At 65.1% G+C, this 25,042-nt stretch carries 39 protein-coding genes; 18 read left to right on the forward strand and 21 right to left on the reverse strand.

The annotated features are described in order from the left end of the window. Nucleotides 1–16 precede the first annotated feature (16 nt). The 16 genes from ABFO07_RS13215 to ABFO07_RS13290 all read right to left on the reverse strand — a co-directional run bounded on the left by ABFO07_RS13215 (nt 17) and on the right by ABFO07_RS13290 (nt 12,941). A complete protein-coding gene (locus tag ABFO07_RS13215) occupies nt 17–637 on the reverse strand; it encodes a GNAT family N-acetyltransferase (RefSeq protein WP_347467516.1) in 621 nt (206 codons plus the stop codon). After that, complete coding sequence (locus tag ABFO07_RS13220) at nt 547–1,116, reverse strand: aspartyl/asparaginyl beta-hydroxylase domain-containing protein (protein ID WP_347467517.1); 570 nt, start codon at nt 1,114–1,116, stop codon at nt 547–549. Before ABFO07_RS13220 ends, ABFO07_RS13215 begins: the two co-directional genes overlap by 91 nt. Before the next feature lie 2 nt (nt 1,117–1,118). Next, the gene (locus ABFO07_RS13225) at nt 1,119–1,442 is read right to left on the reverse strand and encodes a hypothetical protein (protein ID WP_347467519.1); all 324 of its coding nucleotides are present in this window, start codon (nt 1,440–1,442) and stop codon (nt 1,119–1,121) included. Next, on the reverse strand, nt 1,439–1,810 hold the full coding sequence (locus ABFO07_RS13230) for a hypothetical protein (protein ID WP_347467521.1): 372 nt from the start codon (nt 1,808–1,810) through the stop codon (nt 1,439–1,441). The genes ABFO07_RS13225 and ABFO07_RS13230 overlap by 4 nt, the downstream gene beginning before the upstream one ends. After that, entirely contained in the window at nt 1,807–3,231 is a 1,425-nt protein-coding gene (locus ABFO07_RS13235) for a hypothetical protein (protein WP_347467523.1), read from the reverse strand. Before ABFO07_RS13235 ends, ABFO07_RS13230 begins: the two co-directional genes overlap by 4 nt. Then, entirely contained in the window at nt 3,228–3,941 is a 714-nt protein-coding gene (locus ABFO07_RS13240) for a hypothetical protein (protein WP_347467525.1), read from the reverse strand. Before ABFO07_RS13240 ends, ABFO07_RS13235 begins: the two co-directional genes overlap by 4 nt. Before the next feature lie 2 nt (nt 3,942–3,943). Continuing rightward, nucleotides 3,944–4,351 (reverse strand): hypothetical protein, encoded by a 408-nt coding sequence (locus ABFO07_RS13245; protein ID WP_347467527.1) that lies wholly within the window; start codon nt 4,349–4,351, stop codon nt 3,944–3,946. 54 nt (nt 4,352–4,405) lie between these two features. Further along, the gene (locus ABFO07_RS13250; RefSeq protein WP_347467529.1) at nt 4,406–5,620 is read right to left on the reverse strand and encodes a P22 phage major capsid protein family protein; all 1,215 of its coding nucleotides are present in this window, start codon (nt 5,618–5,620) and stop codon (nt 4,406–4,408) included. 25 nt (nt 5,621–5,645) lie between these two features. Further along, a complete protein-coding gene (locus ABFO07_RS13255) occupies nt 5,646–6,401 on the reverse strand; it encodes a hypothetical protein (protein WP_347467531.1) in 756 nt (251 codons plus the stop codon). Between the two features lie 42 nt (nt 6,402–6,443). Beyond that, nucleotides 6,444–8,639, reverse strand: coding sequence for a portal protein (locus ABFO07_RS13260; RefSeq protein WP_347467533.1), 2,196 nt, complete (start codon nt 8,637–8,639; stop codon nt 6,444–6,446). After that, nucleotides 8,639–10,204, reverse strand: coding sequence for a TerL protein (locus tag ABFO07_RS13265; protein WP_347467535.1), 1,566 nt, complete (start codon nt 10,202–10,204; stop codon nt 8,639–8,641). Before ABFO07_RS13265 ends, ABFO07_RS13260 begins: the two co-directional genes overlap by 1 nt. Further along, nucleotides 10,197–10,535: a hypothetical protein gene (locus tag ABFO07_RS13270; RefSeq protein WP_347467537.1), complete on the reverse strand. Its 339-nt coding sequence runs from the start codon at nt 10,533–10,535 to the stop codon at nt 10,197–10,199. The genes ABFO07_RS13265 and ABFO07_RS13270 overlap by 8 nt, the downstream gene beginning before the upstream one ends. A 70-nt stretch (nt 10,536–10,605) precedes the next feature. Then, entirely contained in the window at nt 10,606–10,866 is a 261-nt protein-coding gene (locus tag ABFO07_RS13275) for a hypothetical protein (protein WP_347467539.1), read from the reverse strand. Between the two features lie 16 nt (nt 10,867–10,882). Further along, entirely contained in the window at nt 10,883–11,287 is a 405-nt protein-coding gene (locus ABFO07_RS13280; RefSeq protein ID WP_347467541.1) for a hypothetical protein, read from the reverse strand. A 30-nt stretch (nt 11,288–11,317) separates the two neighbouring features. After that, the gene (locus tag ABFO07_RS13285) at nt 11,318–11,824 is read right to left on the reverse strand and encodes a hypothetical protein (protein ID WP_347467543.1); all 507 of its coding nucleotides are present in this window, start codon (nt 11,822–11,824) and stop codon (nt 11,318–11,320) included. A 25-nt stretch (nt 11,825–11,849) separates the two neighbouring features. Then, nucleotides 11,850–12,941 (reverse strand): DUF1376 domain-containing protein, encoded by a 1,092-nt coding sequence (locus tag ABFO07_RS13290; RefSeq protein ID WP_347467545.1) that lies wholly within the window; start codon nt 12,939–12,941, stop codon nt 11,850–11,852. A gap of 108 nt (nt 12,942–13,049) precedes the next feature. Between ABFO07_RS13290 and ABFO07_RS13295 the strand changes: the two genes are divergently transcribed. Beyond that, the gene (locus tag ABFO07_RS13295) at nt 13,050–13,706 is read left to right on the forward strand and encodes a DUF4145 domain-containing protein (RefSeq protein WP_347467546.1); all 657 of its coding nucleotides are present in this window, start codon (nt 13,050–13,052) and stop codon (nt 13,704–13,706) included. A 101-nt stretch (nt 13,707–13,807) separates the two neighbouring features. Here ABFO07_RS13295 and ABFO07_RS13300 read toward each other — a convergent pair whose 3' ends face one another. From ABFO07_RS13300 to ABFO07_RS13310, 3 genes are read right to left on the reverse strand one after another with little or no spacing between them, the layout of a single operon-like run. Continuing rightward, nucleotides 13,808–14,596 (reverse strand): DNA-methyltransferase, encoded by a 789-nt coding sequence (locus ABFO07_RS13300; protein WP_347467548.1) that lies wholly within the window; start codon nt 14,594–14,596, stop codon nt 13,808–13,810. Between the two features lie 3 nt (nt 14,597–14,599). Continuing rightward, a complete protein-coding gene (locus ABFO07_RS13305) occupies nt 14,600–14,836 on the reverse strand; it encodes a hypothetical protein (RefSeq protein WP_347467550.1) in 237 nt (78 codons plus the stop codon). Further along, on the reverse strand, nt 14,833–15,057 hold the full coding sequence (locus ABFO07_RS13310; protein ID WP_347467552.1) for a hypothetical protein: 225 nt from the start codon (nt 15,055–15,057) through the stop codon (nt 14,833–14,835). The genes ABFO07_RS13305 and ABFO07_RS13310 overlap by 4 nt, the downstream gene beginning before the upstream one ends. A gap of 132 nt (nt 15,058–15,189) precedes the next feature. Between ABFO07_RS13310 and ABFO07_RS13315 the strand changes: the two genes are divergently transcribed. Beyond that, nucleotides 15,190–15,501: a hypothetical protein gene (locus ABFO07_RS13315; protein ID WP_347467553.1), complete on the forward strand. Its 312-nt coding sequence runs from the start codon at nt 15,190–15,192 to the stop codon at nt 15,499–15,501. 27 nt (nt 15,502–15,528) lie between these two features. Here ABFO07_RS13315 and ABFO07_RS13320 read toward each other — a convergent pair whose 3' ends face one another. After that, entirely contained in the window at nt 15,529–15,795 is a 267-nt protein-coding gene (locus tag ABFO07_RS13320; RefSeq protein WP_347467555.1) for a transcriptional regulator, read from the reverse strand. On the opposite strand from ABFO07_RS13320, the gene ABFO07_RS13325 reads away from it, so the two are divergent. The 16 genes from ABFO07_RS13325 to ABFO07_RS13400 all read left to right on the forward strand — a co-directional run bounded on the left by ABFO07_RS13325 (nt 15,794) and on the right by ABFO07_RS13400 (nt 23,819). Continuing rightward, the gene (locus ABFO07_RS13325) at nt 15,794–16,543 is read left to right on the forward strand and encodes a LexA family protein (protein WP_347467557.1); all 750 of its coding nucleotides are present in this window, start codon (nt 15,794–15,796) and stop codon (nt 16,541–16,543) included. The genes ABFO07_RS13320 and ABFO07_RS13325 overlap by 2 nt on opposite strands. A 43-nt stretch (nt 16,544–16,586) precedes the next feature. Continuing rightward, a complete protein-coding gene (locus ABFO07_RS13330; RefSeq protein WP_347467559.1) occupies nt 16,587–17,321 on the forward strand; it encodes a DUF2569 family protein in 735 nt (244 codons plus the stop codon). 178 nt (nt 17,322–17,499) lie between these two features. Continuing rightward, nucleotides 17,500–17,820 (forward strand): hypothetical protein, encoded by a 321-nt coding sequence (locus ABFO07_RS13335; RefSeq protein ID WP_347467561.1) that lies wholly within the window; start codon nt 17,500–17,502, stop codon nt 17,818–17,820. Beyond that, a complete protein-coding gene (locus tag ABFO07_RS13340) occupies nt 17,817–18,068 on the forward strand; it encodes a hypothetical protein (protein ID WP_347467563.1) in 252 nt (83 codons plus the stop codon). Before ABFO07_RS13335 ends, ABFO07_RS13340 begins: the two co-directional genes overlap by 4 nt. Before the next feature lies 1 nt (nt 18,069). After that, on the forward strand, nt 18,070–18,234 hold the full coding sequence (locus ABFO07_RS13345; protein ID WP_347467565.1) for a hypothetical protein: 165 nt from the start codon (nt 18,070–18,072) through the stop codon (nt 18,232–18,234). Further along, entirely contained in the window at nt 18,231–18,389 is a 159-nt protein-coding gene (locus ABFO07_RS13350; protein WP_347467567.1) for a hypothetical protein, read from the forward strand. Before ABFO07_RS13345 ends, ABFO07_RS13350 begins: the two co-directional genes overlap by 4 nt. Nucleotides 18,390–18,412: 23 nt before the next feature. Continuing rightward, nucleotides 18,413–18,700 carry a KTSC domain-containing protein gene (locus ABFO07_RS13355; RefSeq protein WP_347467569.1) on the forward strand — a complete coding sequence of 96 codons (288 nt, stop codon included), beginning with the start codon at nt 18,413–18,415 and terminating at the stop codon, nt 18,698–18,700. 29 nt (nt 18,701–18,729) lie between these two features. Continuing rightward, nucleotides 18,730–19,941, forward strand: coding sequence for a hypothetical protein (locus tag ABFO07_RS13360; protein ID WP_347467571.1), 1,212 nt, complete (start codon nt 18,730–18,732; stop codon nt 19,939–19,941). Continuing rightward, complete coding sequence (locus tag ABFO07_RS13365; RefSeq protein ID WP_347467573.1) at nt 19,941–20,546, forward strand: hypothetical protein; 606 nt, start codon at nt 19,941–19,943, stop codon at nt 20,544–20,546. Before ABFO07_RS13360 ends, ABFO07_RS13365 begins: the two co-directional genes overlap by 1 nt. Next, nucleotides 20,509–21,309 carry a hypothetical protein gene (locus ABFO07_RS13370; protein WP_347467575.1) on the forward strand — a complete coding sequence of 267 codons (801 nt, stop codon included), beginning with the start codon at nt 20,509–20,511 and terminating at the stop codon, nt 21,307–21,309. The genes ABFO07_RS13365 and ABFO07_RS13370 overlap by 38 nt, the downstream gene beginning before the upstream one ends. Further along, nucleotides 21,309–21,509, forward strand: coding sequence for a hypothetical protein (locus tag ABFO07_RS13375; RefSeq protein ID WP_347467577.1), 201 nt, complete (start codon nt 21,309–21,311; stop codon nt 21,507–21,509). Before ABFO07_RS13370 ends, ABFO07_RS13375 begins: the two co-directional genes overlap by 1 nt. A gap of 11 nt (nt 21,510–21,520) precedes the next feature. Then, a complete protein-coding gene (locus ABFO07_RS13380; RefSeq protein WP_347467578.1) occupies nt 21,521–22,165 on the forward strand; it encodes a hypothetical protein in 645 nt (214 codons plus the stop codon). 79 nt (nt 22,166–22,244) lie between these two features. Next, nucleotides 22,245–22,619, forward strand: coding sequence for a hypothetical protein (locus ABFO07_RS13385; RefSeq protein WP_347467580.1), 375 nt, complete (start codon nt 22,245–22,247; stop codon nt 22,617–22,619). A 104-nt stretch (nt 22,620–22,723) separates the two neighbouring features. Next, nucleotides 22,724–23,230, forward strand: a complete 507-nt coding sequence (locus ABFO07_RS13390; RefSeq protein ID WP_347467582.1) for a hypothetical protein — start codon at nt 22,724–22,726, stop codon at nt 23,228–23,230. Next, entirely contained in the window at nt 23,227–23,574 is a 348-nt protein-coding gene (locus tag ABFO07_RS13395; RefSeq protein WP_347467584.1) for a DNA-binding protein, read from the forward strand. The genes ABFO07_RS13390 and ABFO07_RS13395 overlap by 4 nt, the downstream gene beginning before the upstream one ends. Beyond that, entirely contained in the window at nt 23,571–23,819 is a 249-nt protein-coding gene (locus ABFO07_RS13400) for a helix-turn-helix transcriptional regulator (protein ID WP_347467586.1), read from the forward strand. The genes ABFO07_RS13395 and ABFO07_RS13400 overlap by 4 nt, the downstream gene beginning before the upstream one ends. Here ABFO07_RS13400 and ABFO07_RS13405 read toward each other — a convergent pair. Next, nucleotides 23,804–24,841: a tyrosine-type recombinase/integrase gene (locus ABFO07_RS13405; protein WP_347467588.1), complete on the reverse strand. Its 1,038-nt coding sequence runs from the start codon at nt 24,839–24,841 to the stop codon at nt 23,804–23,806. The two genes, ABFO07_RS13400 and ABFO07_RS13405, sit on opposite strands and share 16 nt — an antisense overlap. Nucleotides 24,842–25,042 lie beyond the last annotated feature (201 nt).

The raw sequence follows: 25,042 nt of genomic DNA on the forward strand, positions 1-25,042 counted from the left end.
GCTGCCGCAACCATCATCAGCTCCCGGATTCGTAGCCGTCCAACTCGGGCGGCATGTTCTTGATTCGGCGCCGTTCGACAACAACGGTCCCCGTGCCATCGAGCCATTTCTCGTGAGTCGTTTCGACCGGTTCGAAGTCGAGCAGCCGGAACAGCGCCGATGCGTCGTGCGCGACCTTGCAGCCGACAGCCCACCGCTGCACGCCGCGCCGACGCAGCTCCGCTTCGACGAAGCGAAACAGCTGCACGCCCGCGCGCGCGCCGCGCTGATCCGGCCGCACATAGAAAATGTCCGGGGAACACGTCAGGCATGACCGGTAATGCAGCGCCGGCGCGACGAATCCCACGAAGTAGGCGACGATTTCGCCAGCCTCGCGCCCGATCACCATCAGCAGCGTTCCGTCGGCCTCGCGCGCGCGGTACAGCTCGACCATCGGTTCGAGCGCAACGCCGTGATCCTTGTGCGTCGAGATCTCGCCGTAGTGCTCGCGCAGCAGCGGAAGCAGCTCGCCATACACCTGGGAGAACGGCTCAACCTGAAAAGTGATCATCGTGACGTCCGGATATCGACGACAACGTGGATCCGATCGTCGTCGCTGTTGTTCGTGACTTCGTGCTCGAGCGCGTTGTTGAACCACCAAACCTCGCCCGGCTGCATGTGCACCTGCTCGCTCTCGCAACGGAACACGTTGCCGGGGCGGCTCTTGATGACGATGTGGAAACGCGAGTAGTACTCGGCATGCTCCTTCGTGTCGGCGTGCGGGAAGATGTGGCCGCCCGGCGCGATCTTGTTCACCATGACGCGGCCGAGCCGCTCGCCGGCAACGCGCGCCATCAACGACATGACGAGCGGGCGTGCTTCGTGCAGGACCCTGTAGGGCGGGTAGTCGATGCTTTCGTGCGGGTCGTGCGTGAGCAGGTGATTGCGCACCTCCTCCTGCGTCTCGTAGACCCCTTTCACGGGAAACCGCAGCATGATCGTTTCGATTTCGCCGAACGGGCCCTGTGGGTAGTCACGCAGATAGGTGTCCTCTTTCCAGAGGTCGGGGCGACGCTGGATCGCGAGCAGCAGCGGCATCACGTCGACACCTTCGGCGATCTTCAGGAAATGTTGCATGGTTACTCCGGTACGTTTTCGGCACCCGACACCGTGAGCTCGACGCCGGCGCCGGCGGCGCTCAACGTCATGCCCGGTTCGAGCTTGTGATTGACTAGGTCAGCGACTGGCCGCGTTTCGCCAGGCGGCACGACAGCTGCGGCGACACGGCGGCCGCTGTCCTTCGCGTTCGCGCGCGCGATCCATATCTCGACCGTCACCGGTTCGTCAGTCGGGTTCGATGCGGTCGCCGCATGCACGGCGGCGTATGTGCCCGGCGTCGGCGCGTAGATCGGGGCCGCTGCTGCAGCGAGCACGCCCTGCGCGAGTTGTTTCCAGCGAATCATGCGTTCACCATTGTTTCGAGGTCGGCGACGCGCGCCGCCGACGTTTGCTGAATTGGTACCGGCGGCTCGTCGACGTCGACGCGTCGCGCTGGAGCTGGCACGGTTGCCGCGAGCTGCGCCTCGAGCGTCGCGACCCGATAGATCAGCGCCGCGACCACCATCGAAAGCGACGTGACACGGCCGCCGACGCTGTCGATCTGGTCGGCCAGCGCCTGAATGCGCCGGTAGATATCGCCGAAGTCGCCGCCTCCTTCCTCGCCGCCGGTGCGATCAGACAGACCGAGCAGCCAGTACACCCACGGCTGCGACACCTTGCCCGATGCATCGAGGAAATCGACGTCGGCCGGAAACGGGAGAAAGCCACTCACGACGCCGCCGCCTCCGAGTCAACAAACGCGCCGTTCAGCGCCGTCCGCACGGGGGCCGACCACGACAGCTCGAACACGCGATCGCGCGCGATGCCGAGCCGGTTGAACTGGATCGACCGACGGAATTCACCGATGCGGCCGAGCCCGTACATGATCGAATTGCCCCACGTCTCGCCGCGTGTGTCGGACCATCGCAGCCGCACGCGCGGTTCGTCGACGAGCTGCGCCGGCGTGCGGCCGACGGCCATGTCCGCGATGAACTGCCGATACACGACGCGATTCCCGCCTTCGACCATGTGCGGGAAACCGCGCACGCGCAGGATCGGCGAGCCCGCGTCGTCGTACACGTCCGGCCGAGCTTCGTAGATATCGCCGCTGTCGCGATCGAACGCGATGTGCCGCCCCCTCCAATACGCGACAGCGCCGGCGCGGTGCCGGCGCAGCGCGCCGCGCCGATCGAGCCATCCGCGTTCGTGCCATTCCTTTGTCGCCAAGTCATACGCCCATGTCTTGTCCGCACTCGGGAAGTGCAGCACGTAGAACGTGTGCCCGTTGAACTGCTCGGCGACAGCGAACGCGTCGTCGACACGCGGATACGTCTGGATCTCCTGCTCGATCGCATGCGTCGATGCGCGCGACGCCTGCACGTTTTCCGTCCGCATGACGATTCCGCCGCCCTGATCGTTCTGCGCGAGCCAATACACCGTCGAGTCGATCACGGCGATCGAGTGCGGCGCGGCGCAGCCGTGCTGCACGTTCGCCCCCGGGAACTTCGCGAACGCAAAATCTTGCGCGCCGGACAGGCGCCAGATTTCCGACGTCCGTTCGCCGAACAACCACAGGTTCGGGTTCGCGACCGCGCACGCGACGAGCCGATCCATCGAACTGACCTTTCCGGCGAAGTCGAGCGGCTCGAGCTGCAAGCCGAACGGCGACGACACGTAGAACTGGTTCGTATCAGGCCGGTTGAAGATCAGGTAGCCGGACATGACGTCCGCGCGATCGCTGCCGTACCAGCCGGCACCAGTCATCGTCCCGAACTCGTACGTTTTGAGGTTGACCGTGTAGCCGTTCGGCGAACCGTCGACAACGACCAGGTGCTGCCCGTTGTCCGTCATCTCGATCCGCCGCGCGGCCGACGCGAGATTGCCGAGCCGTTCGTAGCTGAAGTCGTCCTTCAGGCGGTAGAGCTGGCCGCCAGCCGCGAAATACAGGTCGTCCGTCGACGCGACATACGCACCCTGCGCGCCACTGCCCGGGCCGTCCGCGAGCTTGCGCAGCCCAGGCGTCGGGTAGTGCGTCGTCGGGAACGGGGAATCCGGCGGGTTCTTCTCGACGTACAGGTTCACGCAGCGCTGCGCGCTGGCGATGATCGATTGCGCCTGGTACGCGCCGATGACGAGGGGCACGGTTTTTTTCATTGCACGCGATCCGAATAGATGCTGTAGCGGCCGCGCCGCGCGAGGCCGTCCGGCATCTGCAGCAGCGGGATCTGCAGCAGGTCGCCCGTGATCGTGTCGAGCGCTGCGCGCGCGAGCGCGGCCGCCTCGGCCGTCACTGGTAGGCGATACATCGGCGAGAAGCGCACGACGGCGTTGTAGAAAAGCGCCTCCTGATAGACGTCCGGCAGGTCGATCGGCTCGGCCGCATCGTCGAACCGCGGCAGCACCTCGTACGCGGTGACGTGCACGCGATACTGGCTCGTCGGCACCGGCCACAGGTAGAGCGTTGCGGCCGGGTTGGTCGTGTCGAGGTAGACGAAGCTCGGCATCGAGCGCAGTTCCTTCACCGCGATTCGGTCGTAGTCCTCACGCGCGACGATCACGGTCAGCTGGTAGTCGACCGGCATCGATCCGCCCAACAGGCGCACGTAGCCCGACGCGATCTTGCTCGGGCGCGGTGTGTCAATCTCCGCGCCTGGTCCGAGCTTGTACGACGTGCTGCCGTCGGCCTGCCAGTCGATCGAGCGCAGCCGGTAGACAAGCGCGCGCTTCTTCTCCCACTGCCCGAGCATGCCGTTCAGGCGAAACAGGCAATCGGCGATATCCTCATCGGTCGCTGGCTGGCCCTGCGCGACGACGCCGATTTCCTTCAGCGCCTGCATGATGAGATCCTTCGCGGTGATCTGCACTGTTACGCCTCGCCATTCGCCGCGTCGATCGCCGCGCGGATGCGCGCGGCGCTCCAGCGCTTGTCGACGGTGACGCCCTTCCCTGCCGCCTCGGCGAGCAGCATAGCCTTTTCGTCGCCAGTCGCTGGCGGATCGCCGCCGCCGACGTCGCTACCGGACGCGCCGGCGCCCGGATCGGGGTCGCCCTTCAGCGCGTTACCGAGCAGCGGATCCGCGACGCCGGTCGCCGCCTCGTCGTCTTTCGGCATCGGCGCGGGCACCGAGCGGCGGCGATCGCGCACCTGCTCGGCGCGCAGGCCCGCCGGCGGCGTTCCGGTCCACCCATCGCCGAGCGCGTCCTCCTGCGCCTCATCGCGAACGAGTGCGGCGCCGTGCTCGTCGTGATACAACCATTTCGGATAGAAAGTCATGGTGTGCTCCAGTGCAGAGCACCGCCCGGCGCGCGGCCAGACGGCGCACGCGGGTCAGTAGATGATTCGCGTCGACAGTTCGGGATAGACGTCCTTCCAGCCGTACAGAACGTCGATACGGCAGGGGATGATGTCCGCGTTGATGTCGTACTGACGGATGATGCGCAGCGAGATTCCGCGGTAGTTCCGGCGCGCCTTGAAGTGCACGCCATCGGGCATGTCGAGGTCGGCCGTCGCGAGCGTGAACGCGTTTTTGTGATACGCGATGCTGTTCGTCGTCTGCGTTTCCGCGTCGACTGCCCACGTCACGATCGCATTCAGCGCCGGCGCCGCGTCGACCGTCTGGTACTGCGCGGGCTTGTCCGGCGCGACCGGCGGAATCAGCGACGGATACACCGGCACCGTCGCGTTACCACCCGCGTCCGCAACCACGTCCTCGAGCACGACGAACTGGCGAAGCGATCCCGTCGGCATGCGGTTCTGCGGGTTCACGGCATAGACGCCAGCGATCGAGAACACATCACCGCGCCGGATCGTCACATTGGCACCGAGCCGGCTCAACGGGATTCGAGCGCCCGTGACGCCGGCCGAAGCAACGGTGCCGTCGCCGCGCGTGCCGGCCCGCGTCACGGCGCAGTTCTGGTCCATGCCGATGTTCCAGCCAAGCGAGCTCACGAAGATGCCGGAATCGTAGTTGTCGCTGATCTTCTGCGCGTTGTTGTAGAGGCCGGACGCGCCCTTGACCATGCTCGCGTTCGCGCGCGGCGACCACACGACGTTGCGATCGCGGCCGCGCGGCGCCGCTTCCTCGTCGAGCCGCACGCCGGCGTCGAGCAAGATGCCGATATCGTTCGGCACCGCGCCCGGCGACCCGATCACGTTCGGCGACGTCGCTGCGGCGAGCTGCAGCCCGGTCAGGTCGATATCGTTGGCGAGCGTCGCCATCGCCGGCTGCAGGTAGCGCTCCGAGAACCGATCGATCGTCAGCGTCAGCTCCTGCGTCGAAAACGTGAACGCGACATGCTTCCGCTTGTTGAGCGTGACCGGGATCATTTCCTCGTTCACGGCCTGCACGTCGAGCTTTTCGCCCTCCGACACCGTGAAGCGGTTCGGCTTCCGCGCGTTCACGGTCGCGCCCACCTTGGCGCCCTTCTGCGCGAACTCGTCGGAATACTCCCGGTTCGCGCGCGACGTGAAAGCCAGCGAGTTTTCGAGAATCATCAGCGATTCGTCGAGGATCTTCACCGGCGTCAAAAGTTTGTTAGCCACTTCGGCCTCCTACATCAAAGGTTCGTCATCGTTTCGCCATCTGTCGACGACGGAACTCGACGTATTCATCGGTCGACCCGAATTCCTCGGGCTCGACCGCGGCCGCCGACGCCGCGATAGTGCTGATCGGCGGCGGTGCCTTGGATACGGTCTGAGTCGGCGGCTTTCCGATGCGATCGGACATGCGACCGAGTTCCGCCGCCATCTGTAGCGGGGAAAGAGAAAGCAGGCGCTCGGCGTCCGCCGGCGTCGCGGCCAGGTGCCGCAGCAGCTTCGGTGCGTTGTCGAGCTGCGTCACGACCTGCAGCACGTCATCGCGCATCACGCCCATCATCTGCAGCGTGCCCACCGTCTGCTGGAAGTCCGGCGATTCGGCGATGCCCTGCTGAAACACGCGATTGCAGGCGTCGTCGAACGCGCGCCGCTCGATGCCGGCCGCGACGGCCTGGTCGAACTGCGCCTGCGTCGGCGATGCCGGCGCGCCTGGCTGCTCACCGCCGGCCGGTGCTGCGCCGCCGCCGAGCTGCGCCTCGAGCTCCTGCGCTCTCCGTTCCGCGTCGTGCCGTTGACGGGTCAGCTCGGCGAAGCGGCGCGTAACCCACGGTTCGGGTTGGCGACCGCCTGGCTGCTGCTCGCCCTGCGCGCCTTGCTGCGCGCCGGCCTGCTGCGGGTCCGTCGTGCCCGAATCGACGGTCGTGCTGTCGGGCTGCTGCACCTGTTCGAGCGACTGCGAGTCGCTTCCGGTCGGTTGGTCCGTTGCTGCGTTTCCTGCGATTTCCATGATTGACCTCATGTGGGATAGCCCGGGATACGTCCCGGTCCGTTACTGCGTCGGTGCGCCGCCCTGCGGCATACCCTGCGCGAGCGCCGGCTGCTGCATCTGCTGCGTCAGCGGCAGCACGCGGTCGACGGTCGGGGGCGCCATCTGCGGCGGCGGTGTGTACGGTTGGATCTGCTGCGCAATCGCCTGCTGCGCGGCGTCGGTCGCGAGCGCGAGCAGCTGCGCCGGATCGATCGGCGGTACGACCTTCAGGCGCTCGGTGTCGGCGCGGTGCGCGTCGATCGACAGCTTCGAAGCGTCGAACGCGCGATCGGACTGCACCTTGTCGAGCTGCTGCGTCAAGGACTGGATCAGCGCCTGCAGCTGCGCAATCTGCTGTTGCTGCTGCTGTTCGTTCGGCGTCGGGCCTTCGCCCTTGATCCACGCCGGCACCATGCGATACAGGCGCTCGGCGAGCTCGTCGGCCATCGGGAAGTCAGCCGCGCGCATGATCAAGTCGCCAACGACCTGCATCAGCTCGGGGCGCTGCGCCGCGATCTGCGTCAGCGCGTTGAACGCCTCCTGCCGGCGCGTCTGGTATTGCGGGCCGACGTCAACCACGACGTCGTACTTGCCGATCGTCGGGTTGAAGATGCGCGTTACGGCCTGCGCGGTCGCCATCGTGCCGACGGGTTGCTGCTGCGCAGGGTCGCCGAGCATCTCGAACGGGGTCGCGGCGCTCGGGTCGAGCTGCACGCTTTCCTCTTTCCCGTCCTCGCCGAGGATGCGGATCACGCGCGCGCGGTCGTACACCTTCGGGATCAGGTCGATGAGAATCTTCCCCGTGTAACGGATCGCGTTCGCCAGCTGGTCGATGTAGTGGTACGTCGCGCGGTCGCCCTGCCGCTGGCGCTGGTTGATCGCGTAGCCGCTCGTCTCGTTGCCCTTCGCGCCCATCGTCGCGTCGTATTGGCCCGAAACCATCTTCATTTCTTCGGCGGCCGTCTGCATGCCGGCGATGTACGCCTGCGCAGCCTGCGGGGGCTGCGGGCGCTGCGGCGGCGCAACCGGGGTCATGCCGTCGTCGCTGACGTCGTTGAACGGCAGATAGGCCAGGTTGGCGCGGTTCGCGACCTTCCAATAGTCCTCGTAGCCCTTGAAGGCACGCGCCGGCCCGACCCACGGCACCTTGCTCTGCAGCGCGATGTGTTCGGTCGCCGAGCTGGTCCAGTAGTTGTACATGCGCTGCGCGTCCTTCAGCGGCCGCGTGTGGCCCTTGCGCTCGACCTTGCCGTCGATCACGCGTTCTTCGCCGGGCAGGCGCACGATCGGAATGTAGATGCCGAGCCACGGCGTTTCCTGCAGGCGCGTGTGGCCGGCGATCTTGTACCAGGTGATCCGCGGCGTGTGGATCGGCCGCCGGCGGATCGTCTTGTCGTCGCGCACCAGGTCGCGCACGTCCGCAGGCAGCTCCGACATGCGACGCGTCACCAGATTGCCGTCGCCAGCCAGGTCGAGCGCGACGAGCTCGTCGTTGTCGTACGTGACTTCGAAATACTCGAGCACGCGCACGGTATCGCGGTTGATCCAGTCGTCACCGCCCTCGCCGATCGGCGCCTGTTCGATCACATGCTCGTGCCCGGGATGCTTCGCGCGAAACTCGTCGTGCGAAATGTCCTCGAACACGCCGCCCCACTTCGCGTCCGACCCGTCGAGCTCCTGAATGTCCGGGTCGAGGAACACCGTGTTCGGGTCCTTCACGCGCCGGATGAAAATCTCCTGATCGAACGATTCGTCGTCGGCGTAATCCGTCACGACGCGCCAGTAGCCGATTCCCGCCTCGACCTGGTAGTCGGTCGCGGTGTCGTACGCGGCCTGCGCGTTGCTCTGGTACTCGATGTGCCGGATCACGCCGGCGTACACCTGCGCGGCTTCGAACGTCGCGTCGCTGCTCACCGGGCTTACCTTGATGCCCGGTTTGTTCTGCCGCGCGTCGTTCGTGATCTGCAGGTTGTGTTGCCGCACCTTGTTGATCGTGAGCGTCGGTTTGCCGTCCTCGCGGCGGGCGTTGCGCAGGGTGTCGTCCCACTGGTAGCCGTTGTCGGCGTCGCCGTTCGCAAACTTCAGGTCGGCGGTGCCACGCGCGCGGTTCTCGCTCTCGCGCTCATCCCACCGCTTCCAGCGCTGATGCGCGCGCTGCACGATCGGATCTGCGTCCGACATGTCGGCGTCACGGACGAGGGTTTCGTTCATCGCCATCAGGCCATCCATGCGAGGTTGGAGCTCACGGACACGCGCACGACGGGCGCGGCCTGCGGCTTGCGGGCTTCTTCGGTGGGCGCGAGGAACGTCAAGATGAAGGCGTCGGCGCGGTCGGGCGACTTCCCGAACTCTGCCTTGTATTCTTTCTTCGACTGGATCAGCAGCGCGCCGTCACGGAACTGGTATTTCACCGACGCGAGCTGCGATTTCAGCTCGGGATCAGCGGGCATGCTCACGGGTGCGTCGGCCAGGTAGTCGCGTGCGCCGCGCCACGCCTTCGCGCGCAGGTTGAAGTTGCGGCCGGTCGACTGCCGCGCGCCCGTATGCACGCCGACCACGCGCTCGCTGTACGGCCCGAGGCGCAGCTGGTCGTAACAGGACACGCCCGGCCCGTCGAGCTCGATCACGATCGCGAACACGGCCACGCCCGACCGCTCGAGCGCGTCGCATTCTTCCTCGACGACGCCGGCGAGCTGCACGCCGTCGAGCTTCCGTTTCGTGATCTGCGGCAGGTTCAAGCGGCCGCGGCGCCGGTGAATCACGCTCTCATCGTTGCCGAAGTGCGCCGCATCGACGCCGACGATCCATTCGCCGACGGCCACAACGTCGGCCGGGCCGACGCGCTGCGCGGCCGCCACCAGGTCGCCCGATATCCACGAGTTCGCCACGGACGCGTTGTAGTCGATGTCGATTTCCTGCGCGACCGTGACCGAATCCTCTTTCGCGCACTGCTTGTCGTACCAGGCGCGGTCCTTGCGCGGATCGTCTGTCCAGTGCAGCGTGAACACGGGAATCTTGCCGCCGTGGCGCTTCCGGTAGAACGGATTGCCGTTGCCGTTCGGCGTCGAGATATCGATCTTGCAGTTCGACGTCATGGAAAGCGCGGCGTCGATCGCTTCCGGTCGCTCGTAGAACGCGGATTCGTCCTTGAAGTAGATCGAGGTGCGGTTGCCGCGCCCGATGTTGTCGCCGCTCTCGCCGATGATGGTCGCGCCGTTCGCCGGGTTCAGTATCCGCATCTGCGGCGCGTGCTCGCGCTCGTCGTAGCCTTCGGGCTGCAACTCGGCGGGCAGCATGGCGATGAACTGGCGCACCTTCCACAGCAACGACTTCGGGTCGCCGGCCTTGTCGACGTATTCCTCTTTCCGGCTGCCGAACCCGACGACCGTCCCAGCGTGGAACAGCCACATCCACACCGCGACGGCGACGCAGAGCCACGACGCGCCCATGTCGCGCGACTTCTCCGCGAGGCCATCGTCGCGCGCGCGCCAGCGCTCGACGACCCAATCAACGAACGCTTCCTGCTTCGGGAACATCACGAACGGCACGATCGCCGGCAGCTTGATTTCGACGTTGCGCGGGTCGAACGTCATCCCGAACATGTTCACGAACGCAACCGGGTTGTCGGCGAAGAACGCCTTCAGCGGCTCGATCGTTTCGGGATGCTCGCGCATGCGCTCGACGAACGCAGTGCGCTGCGCCAGCACGGCGTCGTAATCCGGGTTGAGCCAGTCGAACCCGGGGTACATGTCGGCAGCGGTGATCGGCAGTGCGTCAAGCATCGTCACCCCCGCGCAACAGCTTCAGGTAGGCGGCCGTCGGCGTCATGGCGAGCGAGCCCGTCACGCTGAGCGGGATCGGGCCGCCGTCGGGGCCGCCGATGTGTTGCGTCGGCTTGCCGTAGCCGCGGTCGAGCAGCTCGCGAGCCGCCGCAACCTTCGCGGCCGCCGGCACCGACTTCGCCTGGCTCGTTGCGATCTTCGCGAGAACGTGAATCATCTGCGGCCCGTATTCGCGAGCGAGCGCCTTGACGTCGGCCGTCACCTTGTTCGGTGTGCCCTTCTGCCGCCCGCCCGTCTTTGGATAGCCCTTCGGCCTGCCCGCTGCTGCCATTTCTAAAAATATCCATCCCTGATTCGCCTACACCGGCGAGTTTCGATCAGGTGGGGTGACGGGATTCCGTCTATTTGCGGACAGAGTGCGGCGGGAAGCGGCGAACGAGCGGCGCGTCGGCGACGTCGCGGCCTGTCTGGATCGACCAGTGCCGCAGGATGCACATGCCGACTGCGTGCGCCGGCTCGGCGCCGTAGCGGTAGTCGTTGAGGGACGTGCGGGGGATGGAGGTGATTTCGGCCAGGCGGGAAATGGAGAAGCCCCCGCGGTTCAGGTCATCCAGAACGCGGAACCAGTCGACACGGACGTCTGGTGCGGGGGCTCGATTCATTCACGATGGGGGCCGGTCAGGCGGTGTGCGTACCTTCAACGCCGCGACGCATGCGCGCGAGCGTGCGCTGCTGCAGCCAGTGTTGCGCTTCTTCGATCTTCGTCAACGCGAGTGCGTTCTCCCGGCACGCGAACGGCCCCATCTGAAACGATCGCAGGCGGTCGGCGACAATCGCGAGCAGGACCTCCTGCGTGATGCCGTTCACGCCTGCTTCCGCGATGGGACCGTTCTGGAACAGGATCGTTGTGTGCCGCGCCGGCTGGCCGTGACGCTCGACGAACGGATCCGACGGATTCGACTCGGTGTCGAAGCCTTCAATCATGTACAGGTGATTCGCGCCGCCCGAGCCGGGCGCGTCGACGGCGCTGATCGTCAGTTTGTCGTTCGCCGGGTTGACGACGTGATCGGTGATGGTCCGCATGTTGGCTTCTCCTGTGGGTTGCGGGTTGGACTACGCGAAAAGCTTCAGGCCGTAGCGCGCAATCAGCGCAGACTCGGCCCGGTTGTGATGCTTGACGAGGCGAATGTCGTCGCACGGGTAGAACTGGCGCGCGAGCTCGAGGCCGCGCTTCTTCTCGGCGCCGAGCCCGTAGAAGCGTTTCCAGGTCTGCGGCGCGACGCGGCGCACGGGAATTCCGACCAGGCGCAGCACGGTCCCGATCGTCGCCTTCGTCGCGGCGAGCGACACCTGCGCCTGCATGCCGCGTTGCGGGCCGCCGTCGCGGCTGATGCCCATCGCCGGCGCATGCTCGACGACAGCGATCACATCCTCGTCAGCCGGCACGCACGCGCGCAGCAGGTCGCGCAGCGCTACCGGGTCTATCTCGCGCTGCACGGTCGCCGCGGGCCCGACGCCTTCGATCGGCATCGTCGGAAGGTCGCGCACGGCGCGCAGGCCGTTGTGATCGACGAACGCGACAGCGCCCGTCAGGCCGGGATCGATACCGATCACGATCATTTTTCGTTACCTCGAAGTTGGAAAGTCATGCTGTTGGGCCAGCGGCGCGGCGCGCGCTGTCGAGCTTCGCGATGCACTGGTCGCGCTGCAGGCCGTGCGTGCTGACGCTGAGCCGGCGCGCTTCGGCTTCGAGCTCAGGATCCGTCATGCTGCGCAACGCCTTGACGGCGACGCGCGGCGGTGCGAGCGCCTTCGCGACGAAGGCGTCGAGGAACCCGGAATTCACGGCGGTCTGGTCGCGCTGGCGATGGCGCTCGGCGAGCGCAAGGTCGTACGCAGCGCGCAGCTGCTCGACCGTCACGCGCCACGCGGCGATGGGTTGATCCGTCACGGCGAAACGCGGGATCTTGCCGCGACCGCGCTCCCACTGCGTCAGCTGTTCGACGATCTCATCGGCGGAAAGCGACGACGACGGCGACGGGTTGTCCACAGCCGCTGTGTGCTTCAAGTCCCGTACGTCGTCGTTAGGACGGTTGGTGTATACGGTACTGTCCTGTGTTGTATACAGCCGTTGCGGGGACGTCTCTTGTGACGTGACATGCGGCGTATCTGGTGACGCTTCGCCCGTCCCCGGTGACGCCCCATGTGACGCCTGATCGTCCCCGTCAGATTCGCCGATCGACTCGATCAGACGCTTGAGCTCGGCCGTCGACGCGTTGAAGTCCGGCACGATGCCGCGCGCGCGCAGCTGCTCGAACATCGCGGCCCGGCGCTCGCGCAGGCGCTGCTGCCGCGTCTGCGCGCCGCCCTGCTGTTCTTGCTTATCCTCGCGGTGCCCCATCGCTTCGAGCGCCTTCTGCGCGATCACGGGATGGTAGAGCCGGCCGTCTGAGCATAGGATCCAGCCGCGCAGCGCCATCGCACGCACCTTCTTCCATTTCGCCGGCGCTTCGGCCAGGCCGGCGAGGTGCGCGAGCATGCGATCATCGTTCGGCAGGCTGGCGGCTGGCACCTGGTGCCACGATTTCGCCCACAGCCGGAACGCAACCTTGAACTCGTCACCGGTCGACATTCCGAAAAGGTCGCTGTCGATCACGCGCCCGACGTCGAGCGGCATCCACGGCAGGTTTCGCAGATTGCAGTCCGCAGGGGTGAGAGGATTCGGGAGGTCGGTCATACAACTACCTGCTGAATTCGATGGGCCTGCGCCGATGCGCTAAGATCGTTTGACGGCACAACGCTGTTGCCAATACATCCATAGCTAGCGAGAAAGGAGACCTTACACATGGCTACCCTCGTTCACGATTGCCCTCACTGCGGCGCGACAAAAGCGGCATTCAACATCCCCTATGCAAACGTGCACCAAACCGACCCACACCAATGGAACGCATTGGGCACGTGCCCCGCGTGCGGGCACGGCGTCGCGATCAGGGCGTACACCAACCGGGCGAATACACCAATTGCAAACCTCACCCAACTTGTGCACGGCAATCTCGTCTCGCACAATGCAATCAAAGAGGTCATGGTCTTTCCGACGGCAGAGAAGGTTGAATCTCCAGAGCACGTTCCGGAGCGCGCCGCTCGCGCTTTCGACGAAGGGAGCGACTGCCTCGCACGCGGGAAAGCGACAGCCGCCGCAGCCATGTTTCGCCGCTGCCTCGAAATCGCGCTCAAAGAGCACAGCCCGGATATCGAGGCGTGGAAGCTGGAGAAGCGCATCGACAAACTGTTTGCCGAAGGCCGAATCACGAAGGACCTGAAGGAGTGGGCACACCGCATTCGACTCGAAGGCAATGACGCGCTTCACGACGCCGAAGAGTTCACCTCGGAAACCGCAGGCGAAATGATGGAGTTCACGCGGATGGTGCTCATGTATCTGTACACGCTCCCCGAACGCATCAAGGTACGGATCGCGGACGCCGAGGCTGCCAAGCAAAACTAAGGCCGTCTCGGACCGCATCCCTCGAAGTCGAGCGCCGCCGGCGAAGTTGGCGACGATAAGTTCGTCGCCCAGCTCGAGCGGAATTGCGAGGGCATCTCGTTTCATGTTCCCGCCTCCCATAGCATGCGCTGCTCGACCAGCACCGGCGCGGCGAAGTCCTTCAAGCCGCGCTGCGCTTCTTCGATGCGCCGGCACGCCGAATCGAAAATGTGCGGACTGAGCTCGATGCCGACGAAGTCGTGCCCGCACTGCACCGCGGCAACGCCTGTCGTGCCCGAGCCCATGAACGGATCCAGCACTGTCGAGCCTGGCGGCACAATGCGCAGCAGGTCGGCCATCAGGCCCAGCGGCTTCTGTGTCACGTGTTCGCGGCGCGCCGGCGACGCGTATTCGTAGAACCCGGGCAGCACGTCGACACCGCGGTCGAGCGGCATCGTTCCCGCGCTGCCCCATACGACGTATTCGCACTGCGCGCGGAAGCGCCCCGGCTGCGGCCGTGCGCTCGTCTTGACCCACGGCACGACGCCGCGCCACACCCATCCACCGGCCTGCAGGTAGTCGGTCGTCACCGGCAGCTGCCGCCAGTCGGTGAACACGCACGCGACCGCGCCGGGCACGCACGCGCGCAGCGCGGCGCCGGACCAGAGTGCAGACCAGAAATGGAAGCCGCGCTGATCGCGGTTGTCGCCACTGAATTCGGGAAGAGCGAGATTTCCGGAATCGCTCTGCACGTACTTCGCATGAACGCCCAGCGCGCGATCGGAGCGGAACTGCCCGCCTGAGCTGTAGGGGGGATCGGTGATCAGCGCGTGCACGCCGGCCAGGTCAGGAAGAAATTGCAGCGCGTCGCCGCAATACAGCGTCGCGCGACCAATACGGACGGGGGACATGCGTCACTCTCCCTCGCCGTCTGTTGCGTCGTCGGCACATTTTTTCGGGCCACTTTGGGACGCGTCGTCCCTACCCTCGAACGCGAGCACTGCCGGGTGAAGCGCGCCGTAGGCGCTGCGCCGCACGTGATAGCCGACGAACTCGGGCACCGATGCGCCAGCGCGCGCGGCACGCGCCGTCAGGTCTGCCGCTTCGGCGATCGTCAGCGCCGCCGGCAACTTTGCTTTCTTCGTCGTCATGCGCGCACCGCCGTCCCAGATTGGGCCGCGTCGGCACTGACGCCGAGCAGGTCCTCGGGCAAATTGCCAATCGCGCCGAGCAGAAACAGATCAGCAATGCGCGACAGTGCAGCGGAATCGCTTTCGATGCCGTGCAGCCGTTTGAACTTGTGCATGGCGTCGTGCGTGCGGGGTCGCAGACGAGTTTTCACCTCGGGGCGATATTCAGCGCGTGTGGACATTGCTGTACCTGCTGCATGAGACGTGCGCGGCGCGGCCGCGCTTTATTGAGAAGAAGGAACCTCCAACCATGAAAGAATCGATTCCGGCTGCCAGGCCATCGAAAACAACCCGTTTCACGAAAGGAGGTTCCGTTGAAGGACACGGACAAACAGATTGCGGAACTGCGCCGGCTGGTCGTCGCGCTCGGCGACAGACAGCAGGAGCTCGAGGAGGAAATCGCGGAGTACATGTGGCGAATCGAAGCGTGCCGAATTACGCTCGAAGCGCTCGGCGCCACACATCCCGCCCCGCAGAAAGTCGAATTTGCGGTCGCCAAGCGAATGGCGGAGCTCTTGGGGGCGATTCCTGATCCTGACCGGCGATTGCAGGCGGACGAAAACTTGATTGCCATCCTGCAACCCATCCTGCGGGCGCTCGAGCAGCAGCGCCGTACACCGGGATGAAGGCACAGGCGCAGCGCTGGACGCAGATCACGCGGCCACCTGCGAAATCGGGAGAACTGCTGGCAGGTCGGCCGGCGTTGACCGAACGTACGCCCAGTCGACCCGATCGTTCAATTCCTCGCATCGAACGGCACCGTTACACAGCCGCTCGATTGGTGGGCAGTGCTCGGCGGGCGTCCGACGCCCCTCTTGCTTCCATTGCTGTACGGCCGCGCGCGTCACGCCGAGCTGTTCAGCCAGCCCTTGCATTGTCAAACCCGCAGCCTTGGCTGCTCGATCCAATGGATGCTCCATGATCTCGTCCGATAGAGTTCGTCGTAACAGGAATGATAGAAATTCTATCCATCTAACGCAAGAAAATATAGCTCATGTGATGGTAGATTTTCTTACCATCGAGGGCATGAACATCGGTGAATGGATTAAGGCCAGCCGCGAAGACGCCGGCTTGAGCCAGGAACAGCTTGGGGATGCCCTCGGAAAGTCGAGAGGCAATGTCTCTGCTTGGGAAAACAATCGGCACGAGCCCAGCTTCGGACAGATTCTTGAGATCGCTCGAGCGACCAAATACGTGCTGCCGATACCCGGTATGCCGTCCGCACCAGTTCAGAACGTCACGCCTGCAGAGATCGGTACGCGCAGAATCCCTTTGATCAGCAGCGTTCAGGCAGGTCAAATGACGGAGATCGTCACCCCCTTTCCGCCCGGGTGGGGTTACGAATATCTTTTGACCGATCTCGATCTATCGGATCACGCCTTTGCTCTCGAGATCGAAGGGCACTCTATGATTCCGGAGTTCCAGCCAGGCGACCGAGTAATTGTCGAGCCAGCGATAGCACCGCGGCCCGGCGACTTCGTGGTCGCAAAGAATGGCCGCGAGGAAGCAACTTTCAAGAAATACCGCGCCCGTGGGGTCACTGTCGATGGTCTGGATCTTTTCGAACTGGTGCCGCTGAACCCAGACTACCCGACCATAAGCAACGAGCGGGAGCCTGTAAAAATCATCGGGGTGATGGTCGAGCATCGACGCTATCGAAAGCGATAAATTGCAATAACCACACATCTTTAATTTTCGAATCGGGGAAATTATGAAAAACGAAAATCTAAAGGGCGTAGGGGGTTGGCTCGGATGGATAATATTTTGCTTTATGGTGCTCGGTCCTCTTGCTGCGGGTTCTGCAATCTGGAAGGACATAATTACGACTGAACATGATTATCCAGGCGTACTGTCCAACCCGAACTGGGGCACGTTCAAAACAGCCTATTGGCTCACGTGGGCTGCTGCCTCTGGTGTTGGCGCCTATGCCGGGTTCTTGCTTTGGAAGCGGCACGCGCCACCGTCCGTGGGCTTCGCCAAGATGGCACTCTGGCTTTCCGGGCCGATAATGCTTGCGGTTCAGAGCTTTGTCGTAGTGCCACTAACATTGCATGTTTCAATGGACGCCCAATCAGCCGGCGAAGCAGCCGGAAAAATCATCGGTTCAGCGCTCAGCGCAATCGTTTGGACGCTCTATTTCTCAAAATCAGTTCGCGTGAAAAATACATACGGAATCGCGATTACGCAACTTGATAAGTTCGAATCCTCGCCCTCAAAAGCCAAGTGGTTGAAATCCACTTGGGACGTCGGCCCACTGCGTAATGAGGGTGTTCGCCGCCTATGCATTGCATTAAATTTCGTAGGCATCGGACTGGCCGTCGTCCTCCTGATCGGCGCTGCCGCCACGAATGATTCATTCATGGTCATCGGGTTCGTAACGTTTGCCGTAATTTCCTACGGACTCGCGCGCGGCGCAAGTTGGGTCATTGCTGGCTTCGCAAAATAGCCCCCATTCCTCTCTCACCACAATCCCGCCTCGGCGGGATTTTTTTTTGACATCAGGCAAACACTATCGCCGTCAAACAACCAATAGATAGAATTTCTATCATCAAGCGGCAGCTTTTCTTGCGATAGATCGATAGAAAATCTATCATCGCCTCAAGTTCACCAGAACCGCGAGGCACATGATGTTCCCGAACCACGCTGTCGGCTGGCAATACGACCGCTACACCGACCGGCTGCAGGCACAGCTCGACATGGCGTCGCTCGCCTTCGACGCCCTGAATGACGAATGCGCGCGCAACGTCACGTTCGACGACGTGCTCGAGCAGCTCGACGCGCTACCGCCCAGCATAAAGGCCGGCCTTATGCAGGCCGTCGACGCCGACCGCGCGTACTTCCGCTGGAAGCTCGAGGACCTGTTCGTCGAGGCGATCGCAGCGGCCGCGCACCAGCGTTCCGCCGAGCAAGTGGCGCGCGAGCAGCGCGAGGGGATGCCGGCATGATGGCCCTGAACATCCTCGCAGCCTGGTGCGGCCTCGCCGTGTTCCTCGGCGCCGTCCATTTCCTGCTTACGCGCGGCACGCGCCGCGCGGAACGCGAACAGCAGATCCGCCGCGCCACGGCGGCGCCCCGCGCGCCCCGTTTCCCGATGACGTACTGCTCGCAGTGCGGTTGCGAACTCGGCCCGGGTGATTCAGGCGTGAGCAGCTGCGCCGATCACACCGGCGCGAACACTCGGAAGGGGGGCTGACATGCGCGCCGCCCACGACAACGCGCTGCTGCGCGCCGCCGCGCGCCCGTCGCACACCCGCTACGTCATCGAAGGCTCAGCCTGGGCCGCTACCTTCGGGATCGTCATCGGCATGTTCTGGAACGGCATCGACCTCGCCGGTCCCTACCTGCGGAGCCTGCTGTGATCTGGCTCGTCAATTCCATCTTCGAAGCGCTCGACCGGCTCGAGCGCCGCAGCAAGTTCGCTGCGTGGATCGTGATGCTCGCGCTGCTCGCAATCGCGGTCCTCGGCCTCGCCTACCTCAACGCCGACCGTTTCCCCGTCGGCTACGACACGTGACCATCCCACAGGAGCAAATCGCCATGAACGCACCCACCGCCCTGAACATCGACATGACGTCCGTCGAGTCGTCGCAGATTCACAGCATCGGCTACGACCCGCAGACGGGCACGCTCGCGATCCGGTTCAAGAACAAGGCCGGCGAGCCGACGTCGCTCTACCACTACGACAAGTGCACGCCGGCGAACTTCGACGCGTTCCGCAAGGCCGAGTCGATCGGTTCGCACTTCTACCGGCACATCAAGCCGTTCCCCGAGCGCTTCCCCTACGTCTGCATCGAGAAGATGCCGGCCGCCGCGCGCGCCGAGTAACCGATTGACCGCCATAGAACGAGGAACCCATGTCTGAAATCGTCGAAATGGACGTCGACAGCAGCACCGTCGCGCTGCTGAACAAGAGCGAAATCGATCAGCAAATCGCGACCGCTCACAAGTATCCGCGGTCGATCAAGCGCTTCCGCGACGAGGCGCTGCAGATGGTCACGCTGAACGAGAACATCGCTCAGGAATGCATCTACGCGCTGCCTCGCGACGGCAAGACGATCGAGGGGCCGAGCGCGCGCTTCGCCGAGGTGATCGCGAGCGCATGGGGCAACAGCCGCGCAGGCGCGCGCGTCGTCAGCGATCAGGGCGACTTCGTGACGTCTCAGGGCGTGTTCCACGACCTCGAGCGCAACGTCGCGATCACATACGAGGTGCAGCGCCGGATCATCGACAAACACGGGCGCCGGTTCAAACCCGACATGATCGGCGTCACCGCAAACGCCGCGTGTTCGATCGCGCTGCGAAATTCGATCCTGAAGGGCGTGCCGAAGGCATTTTGGGCCGATATGTACGAGGCGGCCCGCCGCACCGCGATAGGCGATCACCAGACGCTCGCGAACCGGCGCGCCCGCGCGCTGGCGGTCCTGCAGAAGTACGGCGCGACGCCCGACACGGTGTTCCGTTTCCTGCGCGTGGGCGGCGAAGAGGACGTCACACTCGAACACCTCACGCTGCTGTTCGGCATCACGACCGCACTGAAGGAAGGCGAGACAACCGTCGAACAGGCGTTCGCGACCGCAGCCGGCGAAGGCGACGCGCCGCCCGTGCCGCAGCCGCGCGCGCGCAGCGAGCGCCAGAACGCTGACGGGGGCGCGCGCAGCGACGGCGCGCCGGCTGAGCAGGCAGCAGGCACGGTCGAGGCGAACGCGGCCGGAAACGCTAGCGCGGCCGAAAGCGGCACCCCGGCGAATGACGGGCATAGGGCCGACGACGCCCCGCGGACTTCGCGTCGCCGCACTGGCGCCGCGCGCGCCGCTGTCGAATCGTCGCCGGCCGCCGCGCGCGAGCCCGGTTCCGACGACGACTTCGAGCAGGCCGCCGGCCAGCGCGGCGAGCCAGCCGGCGATCCGGTCAGCGACAGCGTGATGCGCATCCTGCGCACGAAGATGGAGCAGGCCGCGCTCGGCGAGGCCGACATGCGCCGCAAGTTCGGCCACGGGTACGACGGCGTGACGAAGGCGAACTATCACGCCATCGTCGCGTGGATCGAAGATCCGATGGGGGCGTGATGCTGACGTTCGATCCCGTCGATCACGTCTACCGCGTCGGCGCGCAGCGAGTGCCGAGCGTGACGCAGACGCTCGCGCCGCTCGTCGACTATTCCAGCGTGCCGCGCGCGACGCTCGAACGCGCGCGCCAGCTCGGGCAGGCCGTGCACCGCATGACCGAGCTGTACGACGTCGACGACCTCGACACCGACGACCTGGCGTCCGAGCTGATGCCGTACCTGTCCGCGTGGATGAAATTCCGCGCCGACACTGGCTTCGTGCCCGACGCGATCGAACTGCGGCTGTATCACCCCGCCCTGCGCTATGCCGGCACGCTCGACCGCACCGGCCTGATCCGCGGCCGCCGCGCCGTCGTCGATATCAAAAAGATGCTGACGCTCGGGCCCGTGATCGGCGTGCAGCTCGCCGCCTATCAGGAACTGCTCGCGAAGAACGGCACGCCCGTCGACGACCGCTACGGGCTCGGCCTCCGCGCCGACGGCACCTACCGTCTGGTGCCGTTCACCGATCGCGGCGACTGGCCCGTTTTCCTCGCACTGCTGACCCTTCGAAACTTCAAGGAAAAACATGGAACCACTGGTGAATTTGCAGGTGCCGCAGCCTGAACAGACGCTATTCAAGTCGGCGACGAACGCGCTCGAAATGGCGAAGGCATACACGATCGACAGCGCCGACATGCGCGACCTCGCCGCGCGCGAGCTCATCAAGATCAAGGGGCTGCAGCGCGACGTCGACACGACCCGCAAAGGCATCACGCGGCCGATCGACGCGGCAAAGAACGCCGTGATGGAGTTGTTCCGCGCGCCGACGACCTACCTCGAACAGGCCGAGTCGATGCTGAAGACCGCGATCACCACGTACGACCGCGAGCAGGAACGAAAGCGCGTCGCGGAACAGGCACGCCTCGAGGAAGCTGCGCGGCAAGAGCGCGCGCGGCTCGAACAGGAAGCGGCCGCGCGCGACGCCGCCGCACGTGCCGAGGCCGTGCAGCTGCAGCAGCAGGCGGTGCAGGCCGCGCAGAGCGGCGACGTCGAGCAGGCCGCGCGCCTCGAAGCCGAAGCGCAAAGCCGCGCCGAGCAAGGTGCGGCCGAAGTCGCCACGCTGCAGACGACGGCGACGCTCGTCACGGCGCCGATCGCGGCCGCGCCGCGCGTGACGGCTGGCGTGTCGACGCGCAAGGTCTGGAAGGCCGAAGTGAGCGACAAGCTCGCGTTGATCCGCTACGTCGCCGCGCATCCCGAATATGTCGACCTGCTCGACGCGAACATGCCGGCGATCAACAAGCTCGCGCTCGCACTGAAGCTGAACTGTCCGCTCGACGGCGTGCGCGTGTTTCAGGAATCGAGCATCGCAGCGAGGGCCGCGTGATGCCGAGCGTCAGCACCGAACTGTTCCGCCTGGTCGCCGCGATCCGCCACGACCCGACGATCAGCGCGATCGACCGCGAGCTGTTCCGCCCGGTATTCGCCGCGCACGACGGCGGCCAGGTCTGCGCCGTGCCCGAATGCGTCGAGCGCCGGATCCGGCATTACGCCGGCCGCGTCACACCGACCGCAGCCAACCAGTAACAGGAGCTCCCATGCTTTCCATCGACCGCAAGCTCATCAAGATCAAGAAGGTAACGCCCGTTGAGGAATTCAAGGGCGACAAGCGTGACTACGGCTGCAGCGTCCGTATCGAATGGTTGACCGATAACACCGTGCTCGACGAGCTCGACAAGCACCTGCGGCCCGCGTTCTACGAGCGCGAGCGCGGCGGGCCGAAGGCCACGGCCACACCGCAGCAGGAAATGTCGCTCCCGCGCGCCGACGTCGAGCTGACGAGCCGGAAGTGCGTCAACGTGCACACGCCGCTCAAGCTGAAGAACGAGTACGAGGGATACACGATCGTCTTTCACCGCGGCGCGTCGGAGAAATCGGAAATCAAGCTCGGGCAGGTGAAGCTGACCGATTTCAGCGTCGACCCGCAGGACGGCGGATCTGCGCTGATCGCGTGCAACGCATATGTGAAGCCGACCGTGCACGATCGCGGCTACATCGACCACATGGCGCAGACCGAAATCGAAATCACGCTCACGCCGCCGGCGCCGAAGTCTCCCGACCTGGTCGACAAGGCGCAGAAGCCAGCCGGCGGCAAGGGCAAGACGGCCGCCGAGAAGGCCGGCGACGATCCGTTCGCCGGTTCCGACCTGGCGCGCGGTGCGAAGAACGCGAAGAAACAGTAAGCGTCCCCGCCGCGTGTCCCCCCGTCGCGCGGCGGCTTGGGGCGGCCAGTACGAGCGCCCGCTTTTTCAGGATCCCCCCATGAAGATTGAAGAAATGCGCGAGCTGCTGCGCGATATCCGATTCCTCGACTACACGTTCCTCGTCGTGCAACCGGTGCGCGGCGGCTCGCCCTACCTGCAGGCGAACTACGTCGAGCCGGACGTCGTAACGGGCAAGCCCGAAGCGCAGAGCACGCGGAAATGGCAGTTGTCCCTGCACATGACGAAAAGCGAGTTCGTGCAGACCGCGTTTAAGTGCTGCCTCACGTCGATGGAACACCGCGCGCGCGAGCATTTCCGCTACCGCGGCGCGGCCGTGTACGGCCCGCACTTCGACGTCGACGCCCTGTTCTCGCTCTGCGCCGCGAAGCGCTTCGACTACCGCGACGAGCCGGCCGACGTCGACGCCGCCTGACAACCAAACACCGACGCGCCGCCGGTGATCCACCTCGGAGCGGCGCCTTTCGGGCGGCTCGCACAGCGCCCATTTTTTTATCCCCGTTGGATCAAGAGACAGCCATGCGAACCATCACCGCCGTGATCGAAGCACAAAAAAGCCCCGCTCCCGAACAGGCGAGCGAGGCAACAGCAACGACGGATCTCGAGGCAATCCGACCCGCCGAAACCATTGTCGATTCGTACGCGGCCGAGGGCAATGAGACACGTTCGAAACTGGTAACGACCGACGCGCTCGAGACAGCAGACCACGGCGAACGGACAAGCATCGCTGCTGAGCCTGCCGCAGCGCAGCAGCTCGACGTCGAGCCGCTGATCTACCCCGATCGCATGCACGCCGCGCTGCAGGAAGTGCTCGGCATGCCGAATTTCACCTGCGCACCCTTCGCGCACAGCATGCGCGCCGCCGGCGCGACGATCCGGGAGCGCTCCGAGGATGAACAGGCTGCCGTGCTGCACTGGCTCACCAGGCTTGTCCTGAAGCACGGCAACGGCTGGCGCGAGCACGCCGAGCGCGACCTGCAGGAAATGCGCGCTGTCGCCGCGCGCCGAGAACGGGAGGCATCATGACCGCGCCCCGCCCATCCGCCGACGAGATCGTCGCGCGCATGTCCCCCGGCAAGGTCTACGCGGTGTCGTCGATCGCGTCGAAGTTCGAACAGCGCGCCGCGCAGATGAAGCCGATCCTCGAATCGCTCGTCGTGAGCGGCCGGCTGAAACGAGGCATGCGTAAGCACGGGTCGAGGATCTGCACCGGCTACGCGCTGCCGAGCGACGCCGATCTCAATGTGCAGGCCGCCGGCACGACGATCGCGGGTCCGCAGCACGCCCCGAATCTGAAATCCACGCTCACCGGCTACGATCGCGAGATCAGCCGCCGGGTCGAGCTCGCCATGACTACGAGGGCACGATGACCGAACTATCTCAACTCGCACAGGAAATAGCCGCTCGCCTGACGCCGCATGCGCTGTGGGATCTGGCCGAAGTGGCGGCATACCTGCACCGCAGCGAGCAGCACACGCGGCAGTGGATCACGCCGCAGGACGGTTTCCCGCGCCCGATCCGCATCCCGTCAGGCAAGGGTGCGACCGAGCGCGCCCGGCCGCTCTGGCGCGCGAAGGACGTGATCGCGTGGGCCGAGTCTCACGTCGAAGCCTGATGCAGCTTGTCGGCGAGGTCAGCGGCATGCGGCGCGTAGTAGACCGCCTGCAGGATACGCAGGTCACGATGCCCGCTGATCTTCGCCAGCTCCATCACGTTGAATATCTTCGATAGCCGCGTCAGCGCCTCGCGGCGCGCGTCGTGGAAATGCAGGTCGTCCAGCATCGCGGCCTTCTTGGCCTTCCGGAACAGCGCGTCGCGCAGCGGCGCGTCGACCCCGAACACGTTCCCCTCGAACTCATTCTTCAGTGGGTCGAACTGCTTCAGCAGCGCGAGCGCGCGCGGCGATAGCGGCACATCGCGCGCGACGCCGGTTTTCGTGCGCGGCAGGTGCACGTAGCGCTTCTGCAGGTCGACCGCGTCCCACGTCATCGCCTCGATCTCGCCGGCCCGCATCGCCGTCTCGATTGCAAACACGAGCATCGCGCCAATCCGGGCGGACTTCGTCGCGGGCGTCTCGTCGTCGCGATAGCCGAGCTGCTCGAGCAGCGCACCGACCTCGGCATCGGTGATACGGCGCTTCCGCGGCTGCGGCTCCGTCGGACGCCGCATGCCCGTGAGCGGGCTCTCGGTGATCCACTTCCATTCATCGCGTGCGGTCGTGAACACATGCGACAGCAGGTTGATCTCGCGCAGCACGGTTGCAGTGCCGACCGGCGCGCGACCAGTTTCCACGTCGCCGGCCAGGCGCGCGTCGCGCCATCGGCCCATGTGTTCGGCCGTCACCGCAGCGAGCGGCATCGCGACCAGGTCAGGGAACTCGCGGACGAACGCGCCGAAGCGGATCGCCTCCCATCGCGCGGTGCGCTTCGTCGGGCTGACGCGCTTCTCGTACTCGCGCAGCGCGTCCGCGAGCGTGTGCTTCGTGCCGGGCGTGAGCTTGCCGATGTTGATCTCGTGCTCTCTCGCCGTCGCCCATGCGACCGCATCGGCCTTGTTCTTGAATGTGTCCGACAGGGTCACCCCTTTGCGGCGCACCTGCGCGCGCCACATGCTGCCGCGCTTCGTGTATGTCGCCATCCCGCTCCCTGGTGCAAATCGTGGTGCATTTCTGGTGCACGCGGGTGCAAAAAAGGCTCAATTCTGCTACGGCGCGGCTACCTTTCATGGATGAAAGATAGCACGGAAATCCTTATCCAGATTGGGTTTGCTACAGGATGGATATGGGATACTACGGAATGAGGTGGTGCCGGGGACCGGACTCGAACCGGCAAGCCAGTT

Source organism: Burkholderia stagnalis, assembly GCF_039848545.1.
Taxonomy (GTDB): domain Bacteria; phylum Pseudomonadota; class Gammaproteobacteria; order Burkholderiales; family Burkholderiaceae; genus Burkholderia; species Burkholderia stagnalis.